This is a genomic window from Pseudarthrobacter sp. B4EP4b (assembly GCF_006680095.1).
Classification (GTDB): domain Bacteria; phylum Actinomycetota; class Actinomycetes; order Actinomycetales; family Micrococcaceae; genus Arthrobacter.
In genome coordinates, this window is record NZ_VHIJ01000033.1 from 44,557 (window position 1) to 57,272 (window position 12,716).

10 protein-coding genes are annotated in these 12,716 nt (G+C 61.9%); 7 read left to right on the top strand and 3 right to left on the bottom strand.

From position 1 onward, the window contains the following. Positions 1 to 7 precede the first annotated feature (7 nt). From FNL14_RS12165 to FNL14_RS12190, 6 genes are read left to right on the top strand one after another with little or no spacing between them, the layout of a single operon-like run. Entirely contained in the window at positions 8 to 826 is an 819-nt protein-coding gene (locus FNL14_RS12165; RefSeq protein ID WP_142060384.1) for an SDR family NAD(P)-dependent oxidoreductase, read from the top strand. Next, on the top strand, positions 819 to 1,979 hold the full coding sequence (locus FNL14_RS12170) for a CaiB/BaiF CoA-transferase family protein (protein WP_142060386.1): 1,161 nt from the start codon (positions 819 to 821) through the stop codon (positions 1,977 to 1,979). The genes FNL14_RS12165 and FNL14_RS12170 overlap by 8 nt, the downstream gene beginning before the upstream one ends. Beyond that, positions 1,976 to 3,127, top strand: a complete 1,152-nt coding sequence (locus tag FNL14_RS12175) for a CoA transferase (RefSeq protein WP_181762615.1) — start codon at positions 1,976 to 1,978, stop codon at positions 3,125 to 3,127. Before FNL14_RS12170 ends, FNL14_RS12175 begins: the two co-directional genes overlap by 4 nt. Beyond that, positions 3,124 to 4,008: an enoyl-CoA hydratase/isomerase family protein gene (locus tag FNL14_RS12180; protein WP_142060390.1), complete on the top strand. Its 885-nt coding sequence runs from the start codon at positions 3,124 to 3,126 to the stop codon at positions 4,006 to 4,008. Before FNL14_RS12175 ends, FNL14_RS12180 begins: the two co-directional genes overlap by 4 nt. Positions 4,009 to 4,029: 21 nt before the next feature. Next, complete coding sequence (locus FNL14_RS12185; RefSeq protein ID WP_142060392.1) at positions 4,030 to 4,854, top strand: SDR family oxidoreductase; 825 nt, start codon at positions 4,030 to 4,032, stop codon at positions 4,852 to 4,854. A gap of 47 nt (positions 4,855 to 4,901) precedes the next feature. Further along, positions 4,902 to 6,389: an NAD-dependent succinate-semialdehyde dehydrogenase gene (locus tag FNL14_RS12190; RefSeq protein ID WP_142060394.1), complete on the top strand. Its 1,488-nt coding sequence runs from the start codon at positions 4,902 to 4,904 to the stop codon at positions 6,387 to 6,389. 693 nt (positions 6,390 to 7,082) lie between these two features. Here the strand turns inward: FNL14_RS12190 and FNL14_RS12195 are convergent. The 3 genes from FNL14_RS12195 to FNL14_RS12205 all read right to left on the bottom strand — a co-directional run bounded on the left by FNL14_RS12195 (position 7,083) and on the right by FNL14_RS12205 (position 11,723). Beyond that, on the bottom strand, positions 7,083 to 8,075 hold the full coding sequence (locus FNL14_RS12195) for a DMT family transporter (protein WP_142060396.1): 993 nt from the start codon (positions 8,073 to 8,075) through the stop codon (positions 7,083 to 7,085). Positions 8,076 to 8,896: 821 nt separating this feature from the next. Further along, positions 8,897 to 10,255 carry an MFS transporter gene (locus FNL14_RS12200; protein ID WP_181762616.1) on the bottom strand — a complete coding sequence of 453 codons (1,359 nt, stop codon included), beginning with the start codon at positions 10,253 to 10,255 and terminating at the stop codon, positions 8,897 to 8,899. 226 nt (positions 10,256 to 10,481) lie between these two features. After that, positions 10,482 to 11,723 carry an MFS transporter gene (locus tag FNL14_RS12205; protein WP_142060401.1) on the bottom strand — a complete coding sequence of 414 codons (1,242 nt, stop codon included), beginning with the start codon at positions 11,721 to 11,723 and terminating at the stop codon, positions 10,482 to 10,484. 168 nt (positions 11,724 to 11,891) lie between these two features. Here FNL14_RS12205 and FNL14_RS12210 point away from each other — a divergent pair, with 168 nt between their 5' ends. Further along, entirely contained in the window at positions 11,892 to 12,659 is a 768-nt protein-coding gene (locus FNL14_RS12210; protein ID WP_142060403.1) for an IclR family transcriptional regulator, read from the top strand. Positions 12,660 to 12,716 lie beyond the last annotated feature (57 nt).

Genomic DNA, 12,716 nt, shown 5'->3' on the forward strand with positions numbered 1-12,716 from the left:
CATATCGATGGGTGTACTTGAAGGCAAGGTCGCGGTGGTCACCGGTGCCAGCCGAGGCATCGGGGCAGAGATTGCCAAGGCGCTGGCTCGGGAGGGCGCAGCCGTCGTGGTAACGGCCCGGTCGACCACGGACCAGCCTGGCCGGCTGGCCGGCACATTGCAGGAAACCGTGTTGGCCGTAGAGGAGCTCGGTGGGCAGGCACTGGCCGTTCCGGCCGACCTGGCCGACGCCGACGACCGGGAACGGATCATCCGCCAGGCGGAGGAACGATTCGGCAAGGTCGACGTCCTCGTTAATAACGCTGCCGTAACCTATTTTTCCGCTGCGGCTGAAATGCCGCTTAAGAGGGCCAGCTTGATGTTCGACATCCAGGTGCACGCACCGCTCCACCTCAGCCAGTTGGTCCTCCCAGGCATGCGCGCCCGCGGCGAAGGGTGGATCCTAAACATTTCCTCTCTTGAATCCGATGACCCGACGGTGCCGCCTTCCCGATTCAATGCAAAGGGGACGACGACGGTCTACGGCATGTGCAAAGCAGCACTGGAACGCCTCACCAGCGGGCTGGCAGCAGAGACCTTCAATGACGGCATCTCGGTCGCTGCACTACGTCCCGGTGGGGTCGTTCCGACCCCGGGCATCGTTTTCCACGGGGTGATGCAAGTGGATGACCCCGCAGCCGAGAAGCCGGAGGTAATGGCCGAAGCGGCCGTCCTTCTGTGCACTGGCGATCCTGCCGACTACAGCGGCAAGGTTTACGAATCAACACAACTAGTGGCAGCGAGCGGCCTGAGCGCGACGGCCGGATCAAGGGGTTCACATGTCTGAGGCAGGTACGGCACAGGGATCCATGCCCACCATCGGGGAAGTTACATGGTTGAAGGGGATCCGGGTCGTAGAGATCACCACGGCGGTCTCGGCGCCCCTCATCGGCCGTGTGCTGGGCGAAATGGGCGCCGAGGTTATCAAGGTCGAATCCCGGGCCAAGGTTGACGTCAACCGGGCACGCGTCCCCCGACCGACAGACCCCAAGGGTTTTCCTGCACACGAGGCTTTCCAGCTCCTTCACGAGGCCAATGCGGGGAAGGAAAGCGTGACCCTCAACCTCAAGACGGAACGGGGCAAGGAACTTTTCCTGGAGATCCTTGGTGACGCAGATGTGTTCATTGAGAATTTTGTTCCCGGGTGGTTGGACCGCTTGGAACTGCCTGTTGAGGTATTGCGGGAAAAGTTCCCGCGGCTGATCATCCTATCCGCCAGTGGATACGGGCAAACCGGCCCGCTGCGCACTCAGCGCGCCTATGCCCCGGTCATGACCGCCCTTGCCGGAATAGAAGGACTAATCGGTTACGCTGACGGTCAGGTCATGGGTTGTTCCGCGCTGGCCTTGGCGGACCTGAACTGTACATTCAATGGCGTATTCCTGGTCATGGCGGCGTTGGCGGGACGTCAGGCCTCCGGGGAGGGTGTGCACCTTGACCTGTCACAGATCGAGGCCGCAACGGTCATGGCCGGCGAAGCGTTCGTGGAGCAGCAGCTCGGCCTCAAAGAACCGGGGCCAGTTGGCAACAGGGAACCGGACGGAACGCCGTGGACGGTGCAGCCTACGGCCGAGGAAGACTCCTGGGTCGCATCGCGGGGCGAACACCTGGTGACCTCTAACCACAACCGGCGCCCGAACCGCCACGAGCTGCTTGACCGGCTCCGGAGCCAAGGCGTGGAGACGTCGCCCGTTCTCTCCCCGCTTCAGGTTGTCAGCGACGGCCGGTTCGTCGCGCGGGGGTTCACTCAGAATGTCGTCCATCCGCACCACATGATTGGGCAGTTGACCATCACTAGTGTCCCCTGGCGGCTGGATGGCATCGTGCCCAGGGTGACTGCCGCCGCGCCGTTGATCGGCTCGTCCAACGCCAGCGTCCTGGGCCGGTACGCCGGAAAGCAAGAACTCGAAGAACTCGAAGCGGAAGGGGTGCTCAAGTGAGTAACGAACTGCTTGAAGGAAAGCTCGTCATCGAAATTGGCCGAACGCGCGCAGCAGCATTCGCCGGAAAGCAACTGCGGGATGCCGGCAGTGAAGTCGTCGTCCTCCAGGACGACCAACGTCTCACGGAGCTGGGAACGCCAGCGCGCATCTATCTGGATGCCGGCAAGGACATCGTGACATGGAACGTTGACGACGACGCCCTGCTGGTTAAGGAACTGATCGCCCACGCCGACGCCGTCGTAACGGACCTGCCGACTTGGGAATTGGAAGCGCGTGGACTGGATGCGGTCGCCCTGCGGGCCATCGCGCCACGGTTGGCCTACGTCGCCCTGACTTCGGTCGGATGGGATGTCCCGGAAGGGGAACGTGCCGGCGAACTGACAATGCAGGCGCAGAGTGGGCTCATGCACATGGTCGGACATCCGGACCGCGAACCGTTGTCCCTTCCCTACGGCATCGGTTCCCTGCAACTGGGCCTGCACGGAGCTGCTGCCTGCGCCACTGCGATCTATGAAGCAGCCAACAGTGGAAAGGGCGGACTGGCTGAGATCTCCGGGGTCGACGTGCTGGCATCCTACGTCCGCATCTACGGGGCCGTCGCGAACTATTACGAGATTCCGCTGCGTCGTGATGGACGCCGCGCCCCAGGCTCCGGCGGACGCTATCCATTCGGGCTGTTCCAGTGCAAGGACGGTTACGTCGCCATGATCTGCCGCTCTGACCGGGAGTGGGCAAGCCTGTTGGAGATGATGGGCAACCCGGAGTGGTCCAAGGAGGACAGGTACTCGAACCTCTACGGAATCGCTATGGAATACCCGGACGAGGTGGACGCCCTGATCGATCCGTGGTTGCGCGAGCGCACCCGCGCGGAACTTCTCGTTCTGGCCCAGGAGTTCGCGGTGCCGGTCGCCCCGGTGCAGACCGTCGAGGAAGTGGCCAAGGATCCGCAGCTGCGCGAATTCCGCAAATTCTTCGACCGCGTCGTCACCAAGGACGGGCAGGAACTGCACGTGCCGGGTCGGCCGTGGGCTACCCCCGAACGCAGAATTGCCGTCCGTGACGCGGCCCCGCTGGCGGATGCTCTCAATGAGCTAGCGCACCGTCCATCCCAGACCGAAGACCAACTCACCCTGGAGGTGTCATGACCACGGAAGAACCCGCCGTCCTGATTGAACGAAGTGGCCCCATCGGGCGGCTGGTTTTCAACCGCCCCGCCAAGAGCAATGCGCTGACCTTCGACGATGCGCAGTACCTGGTGCGCTGCCTGCACGAGCTGGAAGAGGACGATGACATCAAGGTCATCATCCTCAAAGGAAAGGGCCGGTCGTTCTGCGCGGGCCATGACTTCGATGATGTGGTCAAGTCATACGGGTTAGATAAGAAGGGGCCGGATGGTCGGCCGTTCAAGATGAGCGTCCGCGACAGGCTTATCATTGACCGCCGTCTCGCTGATGAGTACATGGCATTCCAGTACTCCCAAAAGCCGGTCATTGCCCAGGTTCAGGGGGCTGCGGTCGGCTTCGGTATGTACCTTACGGAACTTGTCGACCTGGTAGTCTGCGCCGACGACGCCCGCTTCAGCCACGCTGAACAGCGGCTGGGATTCGCTGGCAACACCTGGCACCTGAACATGCAGATTCTCACCTACGGACCGAAAAAAGTTCGCGAAATGTTGCTCCTCGGTTCGGAATTTAACGGGCAGGACGCCGTCCGCATCGGCCTCGCCAACGCCTCGGTACCACTCGGCGAACTCGAAAGCACCACAGAGAAATGGGCCGAACGCGTCGCGCGTAACCCGAAGGACGCGTTAGTCACGGGCAAGGCAGTCCACAGCATGGCCATTGACTCGCTTGGAGGCACACAGCAGTTCATGCGAGGCGCCGTGGGGCACACCCTCGGCACCCTCCTGTCCTTCGAAAAGGAGGAATTCAACTTCTTCCGCGAACGCCGGGACAAAGGAACCAAGGCCGCCTACCAGAACCGCGACGCCGCCTATGAGGAAAACCCGGCGACCGCCGACGCCTAGAAAAAGCACAAGGAGCAACTGATGAACGATATTTTGAACTACGAAGGCAAGATCTGCGTTGTTACGGGCGCAGCGTCCGGCATGGGCAAGTCCACCGTTGCGCTGCTGAACGGACTCGGTGCACGCGTGTATGCACTGGACATCAACGAACCCTCCTTGCCGGTTGAAAAATACGTCCGGATCAACTTGGGGGACAAGGCCTCGATCGATGCTGCTCTGGCCGAGCTGCCGGAGAAGATCGACCGTGTCTTCAGTTGTGCCGGCATTGCGGGAACAATTTATGGCGGCCGCACTTTCAGCGAGTTGGACGTTCTGACGATCAATTACATCGGCACCCGCTATCTGGTGGACGGACTGATTCCGCGCCTCCCGGAGGACGGATCGGTAGCCGTCATCGCTTCAACGGGAGGCATGAAGTGGCAGCTGCGCCAGAATCTCCACCTGGAGTTTGCGAAAACCGATGGCTTCGAAGCAGGCCAGCAGTGGTACAAGGACCACCGTGACGAGCTGGAAGCCACCTTCAACGGGCTGAACTTCGCCTACATGATGTCGAAGGAGGCCCTTATCGTGTGGATGAAGCACCGGGCGTTTGCCTTGTCCGGTGAGCACATCCGGCTCAACTCGATCTCTCCCGCCGCCACCGACACCCCCATGGCAGAGGACTTCAGCAAAAATGCCAACGGTCTGCGCGGCTCCCATGTCTCAAACGTTGGTGCCGCCTCCACTCCTGACGACCAGGCTAAGGCGCTGCTTTTTCTCAACAGCGATCTGGCGAGCTACGTCAGTGGTCAGGACCTCCAGGTTGACTATGCCTTTACCGTCAAGGGCCTGCACGGTCTCCAGTAGCAGGGCCCGGATTAATCCAAGATCATTCCCAGAAGGAGCACAATCACATGACCGTTCAGATCGATCGCCAGGCGCCTGCGCCCGGCGAAGCTGCCATTATCAAATCAGCCAAGCGTGATCTCTTCATCGCAGGCCAGTGGGTTCCCGCTACGGGCGGCAAGGTGTTCGACGTCTTCGACCCGGCAACGGAGCTGGCATTCACCCAAGTTGCCGACGCTTCCGTGGCGGATGGGCGACGCGCCCTCGACGCGGCGGTTTCCGCCCAAGCCAGCTTCGCTGCAACGACGCCGCGTTTTCGCGCAGACGTTCTCAGACGCGTAGTCACCATCCTCCGCGAGCGTATGGAGACCAACATACGGATCCTCTCGATGGAAGCGGGCAAGCCCTTGGCTGAGGCTCGCGCCGAGATCAACAGCGGCATCGACTTCATCGAGCACTTCGCTGAGGAAGCCGTCCGGACCGAGGGCAACTACCAGGTTAATCCGGTAAGCGGCGGACGAATGATCGTGGTGAAGCAGCCGATCGGCCCCTCCATCCTGATCACTCCCTGGAATTTTCCCTTCTCCCAGGCCGCCCGTAAGTTGGCGCCCGCCATCGCGGCTGGTTGCACCGTCGTGGTTAAGCCTGCTAAGGAGACGCCCCTTATCCTGCTGGCTTTCGCCGAAGCCTTCCAGGATGCCGGCCTGCCCGATGGCGTTATTAATGTGGTCACCACCAGTGACTCCAACGGCGTCATGGAACCTCTCATCCGCTCCGGTGATGCCCGGAAGTTGTCCTTCACCGGGTCCACACCTGTCGGGGTGAAGTTGTTGGAGCAGGCGGCCGAGCAGGTCTTAAGCGCCTCCATGGAACTTGGCGGGAACGCGCCGTTCATTGTCTTTGAGGACGCCGATCTTCAGATAGCCATCGATGCGTTGATGATTAACAAAATGTGGAACACGGGCCAGACCTGCACCTCGGCCAACCGCATTTACGTCCATGCCTCCCTCATCGATACGTTCCAGGAAATGCTCGTCTCGCGTATGTCCTCCTACGTTCAGGGCCGCGGGCAGGACGAGGGCGTAAACCTCGGTCCGCTCATCAACGCGAGGCAGCTGGCTTCGGTGGAATCAATGGTCCAGGACGCCGTAGCCAAGGGCGCAAAGGTGGTGCTCGGCGGCGAACGCGTCGACCGGCCCGGCTTCTTTTACAAGCCGACCGTGCTGCGTGATGTATCAGCCGACGCCGAACTTAACCGCGAGGAAATCTTCGGCCCCGTGGCGCCCCTGATTTCCTTTGAGACAGAGGAAGAAGTGGTGGCCAAGGCCAACGACACCCACTATGGGCTGGTTTCCTACCTATTCACCGAGGACCTTCGGCGGGCAATTCGCGTGTCGGAGTCGTTGGAGACCGGAAACGTCGGCCTCAACCGTGGCACGGTTGCCTACGCCGCGGCACCGTTCGGCGGCGTCAAGAAATCCGGTCTGGGACGTGAGGGGGCGAAGGAAGGCCTCGACGAGTTCCTGGAGACCAAGTTCATCGCACTGCAGCTCTGAGCAGTCTTCCAAACCTTCACTAGCTTTCTGCAGAGGCGCCCGGCGGAGTCGGGCGCCTCTGCAGTGGGTCCGCGACGGAGCCGTCCGGGCTTACCAGTGGTTGTAAGCGCAGTACCGACTGTGACAAAACGAATGATTGGATAGACGGGCTCCCGAGAATGGGAGTTCCAGCGTAGTTGCACTCCTTACCAAGACCGGGACGGCGTTGCCCGTATCCGGAGGCAGCGGCACGAACACCTCGGGGGCACCCGGCTCTAAGGGATCGGTACTTCAAACCTGGAGCCGGCGATGTGCGTCCCCCGGCCCTATCGGCCGGTGGTCGGGTTGGCTCCTGCACAACTTAGTGTTCGGCTAACACCCCTGAATCGGCGGCATTGGGTTTGGTGTGCCTGGCTACGGGCGTCACGCGTGTTCACTCCGCGTGCGTCGCCGGCGGTGTGGCCTTCCAGCGGGCACTCTCTATGCGGCGATCATGGTTTGTGCCGTACCTGCAGGCGTACGGCCAGGACCAGCACCCGGCAGCGAGCTGCCCTGCACAGGGCTGTGTTGATCACGGACTTGTCCGCCATCAAAAGCTTTCAAGCGCTGCCGGACTGCCGGCACCGACCGGCGACACCCCGGAAGAGGGCGCGTTCGTCCTGAGGCAGATGCCTTGCTCCGGCTGGGCAGCTAGCACCCTCCCAGATCAAAGTGCTAATCGGCATGGACCTTGTGTGATTTGTCCGGTCCAGTCGCTGCGGGCGGAGGATAATGTCCCCAAAGCTTCAGCACAATCATAGCCGCAAGTGCCATGGCGCCGCCCACTGGGGTACCCCATGAGAAATCGGTGCCTGCGGATGGCCAGGCAAAGTCCAGCAGCATTGAACCGGCTAGCTGTCCGGTGACCAGACCCATGGAGAATAGCAGTGCACCGACGGTGCGGATAATGACGGCGCCGAGCAATACCACGACGGGGCCGAGGATACCGGCGGCCACATACCACCATTTCACCTGGGCCAAGCCGTGAATAACGCCCGTGCCGGAACCTGCGAGCAGCATCGCCGCCAGAACCATGAGCAGTGCGGTGATGCCGAAGACGTAAGTGGCGAGCCCCGCCGGCTCCGGGCGTCCGGTGGCCGCAGTGACGGAGCCGCTCAGCACCATTTGCCACGACATAAGCAATCCTGCGGTGAAGACGAATACGAATACCACGCCCGTGGAGGCCCACGAGTTCCCCAACCGCGGAAGTGAGGCGGCAACCACGCCTGCCAGGGCCAAAACCACTGCGGCCAAGCCGATCGGTGTGAGCCGAAGCCGACGGCCCATAACCCAGCCGAAGTGATCAATCGAAGCGCTGGAGACCATTTGTCCGAAGATGAAAAATATCGAGAACAATGCCAAACCGATGACTTTCACCGTTGCTGCCTGGGCCAGAATACCCACGATGGCCATAGGGCCAGCAAGGCATATCCACCAGCCCATTTCACCTCTGCGCAGCTGACCCAGGAAGAGGCGCACTGCAGCCCGTGCCCTGGGGTGAACCAGCGTGAGGGCTACGGTGGTGGTGAATCCTAGGGAAAACACCACCAGGGCGGCTGCAAACCCATCGCCCATCTCAGCAGCCAAGAAAGCATTGATTCGGGCCTGGGCGGCCAGCAGGGTTCCGACCGCCAGGCTAAGGATGATCAGGGCTGTGCGCCCTACCATCCGGAGCCGCCCAAGCCGACACCATTGTTTGCCGCGATAGTCGGCCCAGGGGTAAGGCGAACGGCGTTGACAGCAGGGAAGACCGTGACAAGCGCAAGGTCGGGTCGAAAGTCAGCCATGCCACTGAGGGACCGCGTGCATATCATTAGTGTCGCCCTTTCCGCCCGGGCCACCGACGTCATCGGCGTCTGAACAACCGGAACCTCCAAGTTCAAGCCGGCGTCTCGAGTCCACTCACAGGCGACCGTAAGCTTCGCGCCGTCTGCTCCTATCGCCCTTCATACTTCACGTTCTTGTTCTCAAACTGGCCGCCAATGTCGCTGTACGGGCGAAGACGATGGCACTGGCGTCAGGTGATGCGGTAAAAGTAATTCTGTCGACCGCGGGATTCCAACGAGACGCCCGAGACGCGCTCCATGGTGACGAAAGTCAGCTCTCCGGAGGGCCGTCCGACCGCCTCGGCAATTCCCGCCATAATCAGGGTCTCGCCGCACGGTGCGGGGAGCCCTGACCGTTGCGGTGCACCCCTGACGCAACGCGGGAAGGGGGCATATGATCTGAAAATCAATGCGTTCCAAAGGACGGCGGTGCAGACGGCGCCCCTGGTCCGCTACCAGTAACGCGAGGCAGGCACTGGGACCGGGAAATTGTTCGAATCGATGCTCGAAGTCGAACCACCAGCTTCTCGAACGACCGGCTGAAATCCGACCGGTCGTTCGAGGGGCGTTGATCATGTGACTACGGGGCGCGCTGTTCGGCCGGCCTAAACGAAGACCTGCCCGCACGCTAGCTGGTGATAATCGAGTGCCTGGCTGATGCTGTTAGCGGATTGGAGCGGCAGCGTCGTTTTCAGTAGTCCGCGGGGTGGATTGTGCGGCTTTGACGGTTTCCTCGAAAGCAATGGCTTCCTGCTTGCCCCACCTCGCCACCGTGAAGGCTGCTGCCACGGCACCAAGCAGGCAGAGTCCGCCGGCGTACAGGGCAACTAGGTACCAACCGTCCGGATTGGCGACTATGATCGCCGCGGCCACCAAAGGGCCGAATCCGCTGATTGCACCACCCAACTGTTGGCCGAGGGAGACAGCACTCGCCCGCACCTCGATCGGAAACAGCTCCGTGAAAAGGGCGGCCTGAATTCCGTTGACAATGCCGTGGCCGAAGCAGAGGACCAGCACCATACCCAGCAGAATCAACACTGGATCGGAGGTCCCCAGGAGCATAAAGTAAACGAACGTGAACAGCGCCTCGGCGATCAGTCCGATGATGATCAGTTTCCGGCGGCCCATCCGGTCCGAAAGCTTTCCCCAGAGGGGCACAGAAAAGGCCAGTAAGGCGGAGGACAGAGAGACCAGGGCAAGCATCGTTGTCTGGGCGACTCCGTACTTGGAGACCGCGAAAGAGATACCGAAGACAGCGACTGTGTAGAAGACGGTGTTGGGTCCGGTTGCGATGATGGTCGCCAGCAGGACGTCCTTCTTGTGCTTGCGGGCAACCTGGATGATCGGGAACTTTTCGATCCTGCCCTCGGCACGTACCTGTTCGGAAGCCGGTGTCTCAGGAATCTGGCGGCGAACCAGGTAGGTGATCACCAGCAGCACTCCGCTGAAGAGGAAAGGCAGGCGCCATCCCCAAGCCATATAGTCCGCTTTCGGGAGCATGGTCACCAATGCGAAAGCGGCGGTGGCCAAGACCATGCCAACGAACCCGCCCGCATATGTGAACGACGTATAGAAGCCGCGCTTCTTTTCGGGAGAGCTCTCCATGGACAGGGTTGCCGCATTGCCCATTTCGCCCCCGAGGCCCAGCCCCTGGACCACACGCAGAAGAATGAGCAGGACAGCCGCCCAGTCACCCATGACAGCTGTTGTGGGCAGGATGCCAATCAGGACTGTCGCCCCGCCCATCGTCATTAGGGTGCCCATCAGGGCGTTCTTGCGCCCGTATTTGTCGCCTATGTGACCGAATACCACCGCACCCAGAGGCCGGACGATGTACCCGACGGCAAGCGTCGCGAAAGCGGCCAAGGTGCCAACCGCCGGCGACAGCCCAGAAAAGAACAGCGCGTTCAGCACGACGGCGGCCGCCGTGCCATAGATGAAGAAGTCATAGAATTCAATGGCCCCTCCAAAGAATCCCGCAGCTGCTGCGCGTCGGGGCGACACCATTGTCGTATTACTCATGTTCACTCCTTTGAGGACCGAAAAAAGTTGGGTTTCGCCCGGTGGCAGGTGCATCGTATGAGGCGCTCGGCGCCCCGACTGCGGCTCGAATTGTCGTCTTCGGCATCTAGCAATCGCAGCGGTGCTCCGCTCGGTCGAACCATTTACTTATTCTAGGCTCTGGTGTCGTGATCGTTCTCACATATTTTGCTGGATGAAAGGAGCCTTGTGTTTTGACGGAAAGGCGCTAATGGCCATCTGCGCAGTGATCGGCAGGGAGGAAGTCTCTGGGAAGCGCCTCCCGCGACGCGCCCCGGCGGCGTATGATCAGGCGGTCCGCGCAGCCGACCATTAGAGAGGCGCTCAGCAGGACCGATCCGGCAACCGTCCAGGCCAGCGCATAGGAATCGCCGGCAGCGAGCATGCCAAAGCTCAGCGGTCCCAGGGCGGCTCCCAGCGAAAGACCAACCTGCAGCGCACCCGTGGCTAAGGCCGCGGATTGGCGGCTATCGCGTACCACTCCGTAGTGGAGGAGGCCGGGCCACGCCCATCCGGCGAAGTATCCGACGACGGCGCCGATGATAATTAGAGGCGGTTCGCCCGCCGCCAGAAGGAAGAACCCCGCGGCGCCGGCAAGCATAAGCCAGCTGGCCAGCCAGTATGGTCCGACGCGTGTCATCCTGTCGGCCAGTGCTCCCAACCCGATCCGACTCATCAGTCCGAGCAGCCCCAGTAATGCGAAGAGGTAGCCGGCGGACGCCGGGTTGATTCCCGACGAAACCGACGAGGCAACAAAGAAGATGCCGAGCGAGGTTGCGGCACCGGCAGCCAGGCCACCGCCTGCAGAGAGCATCACGAGTGGCAGGCGAGGTGTTCCGGTTTCCTCGGATGCCCGGGCATCCGGTTCCTGCACCGGCCTGACGGGGGAGAGGAGTGCCAACAAGGCAACCAGCAAGGCCAGCGGCGCGGCGAGCAGGAAGGCCCAGCGCCAGCCCATGGTCAGTGCAATGCCGGGGATGGCTAGGCCCCCGAGAAGATTCGCCAGCGGGATGGAGGCCTGTTTGATGCCCATGGCCAGCCCCAGGCTGCTCCGAGCTATCGCCAATGAGATCCGGAGATTTGTCGAGGGCTGACTGAGTGCATTGCCGATGCCTGCGACAGTGAGACAGATGGCAAGACCGGACCGGTCCTGGACCATGCCGATTCCCAGGAAGGCAAACGTGGAGGTGCCGGCGGCAGCGATGGTCCCCCATCGCGACCCGATTTTCTGTACGAGGGCCCCGGCTGGCCGGGCCAGCAGCCCCCCGGTGCCGAACATGATGGCCGCAACGAGGCCCATGCTGGCCGCGTCAAACTGCAGTTCCGAGCGCATCTGCACGGCGACAGCGCCCACGAGAAACGCCGGTGAAACCGAAACGGCGGTCAGCGCCACGGAGCCGGCTACCGCCCCGAACGCGCCCCTGGGGAAGCTGCTAAACGTGGAAATCATGATGTCCCATCCGTGGCAGCGGCTAAAGGTCGCGCCGCTGCACACCTTGGCGCGGAGCCTTAAACAGTGGTTGGACCATTAGTATGGGGTGTGAGACACAGTGTCAACGTTCGTGCCGGGTGCAGGCGATATCGTTAGGCCCCGGGCGCTTAGAGGAGGCCGATTGTGATGCCGGCCGCTGCCGAACCCGGGGAGTCCGTAATCAGCCGCGTGGCGCGGATCTTCTCCGCCTTCGACCGAAAAAACCGGTCGATGCCTCTGTCCGTGCTGGCTGAACGGGCCGATCTTCCCGTTCCCACGACCTACCGTCTGGTGACGGAGCTTGTCCGGCACGGCCTGTTGGAGCGGGGGCCCGACAAGCAGATACAAATCGGCATGCGCTTATGGGAGCTTTCCACCCGGGGAAACGACCGTCTGGCCGTCCGTGACATCGCCCTCCCCTATATGGAGGATCTTTTCGAAAGCCTTGGCCAGTTGGTGACTCTGGCGGTTCTGGACGGGGGGACCGTCTTGTACCTGGAGCGCCTCACACCGGAGTGGTTCAAGCTCGAGCGTGCCCACGTGGCCCAACGCCATCCGATCCATGGCGCGTCGTCGGGCTTGGTCCTCCTGGCCTACGCATCAACCGAGTACCAGGAGCAATTCCTGAAAAGGCCGCTGCTGCGGATGACGGAAGATACGGTCACGGACCCGGACGTCCTTCGCAAAATGCTTGCGGACATCCGGCAGCGCCGGTACGCGCTTGTTCCCGGCATAGGAACCAGAGGATGGACAGGCATGGCCGTCCCGATCTTCGCACAGGACGGCTCTGCCGTCGCCGCCCTCAACGTGGTGTACGCCCGCGGCACTGAACAGCCGACAACGGCCATCCCCGCCCTTCAGGCCGCCGCTTTCGCCATATCGATGGCGTTGGGGGCAAAGCCTCGGGGCAGGTGATCCATCCGGGCTGTCACCGCGCTTATGCGATTTCGGTGAGTGAAATGAGTGGGTGTG

Excerpts from the sequence above, each read along its gene's own strand:
- FNL14_RS12185 (WP_142060392.1), top strand. The coding sequence starts at position 4,030 with ATGAACGATATTTTGAACTACGAAGGCAAGATCTGCGTTGTTACGGGC.
- FNL14_RS12165 (WP_142060384.1), top strand. The coding sequence starts at position 8 with ATGGGTGTACTTGAAGGCAAGGTCGCGGTGGTCACCGGTGCCAGCCGA.
- FNL14_RS12170 (WP_142060386.1), top strand. The coding sequence starts at position 819 with ATGTCTGAGGCAGGTACGGCACAGGGATCCATGCCCACCATCGGGGAA.
- FNL14_RS12205 (WP_142060401.1), bottom strand. The coding sequence starts at position 11,723 with ATGATTTCCACGTTTAGCAGCTTCCCCAGGGGCGCGTTCGGGGCGGTA.
- FNL14_RS12195 (WP_142060396.1), bottom strand. The coding sequence starts at position 8,075 with ATGGTAGGGCGCACAGCCCTGATCATCCTTAGCCTGGCGGTCGGAACC.
- FNL14_RS12190 (WP_142060394.1), top strand. The coding sequence starts at position 4,902 with ATGACCGTTCAGATCGATCGCCAGGCGCCTGCGCCCGGCGAAGCTGCC.
- FNL14_RS12180 (WP_142060390.1), top strand. The coding sequence starts at position 3,124 with ATGACCACGGAAGAACCCGCCGTCCTGATTGAACGAAGTGGCCCCATC.
- FNL14_RS12200 (WP_181762616.1), bottom strand. The coding sequence starts at position 10,255 with ATGAGTAATACGACAATGGTGTCGCCCCGACGCGCAGCAGCTGCGGGA.
- FNL14_RS12210 (WP_142060403.1), top strand. The coding sequence starts at position 11,892 with ATGCCGGCCGCTGCCGAACCCGGGGAGTCCGTAATCAGCCGCGTGGCG.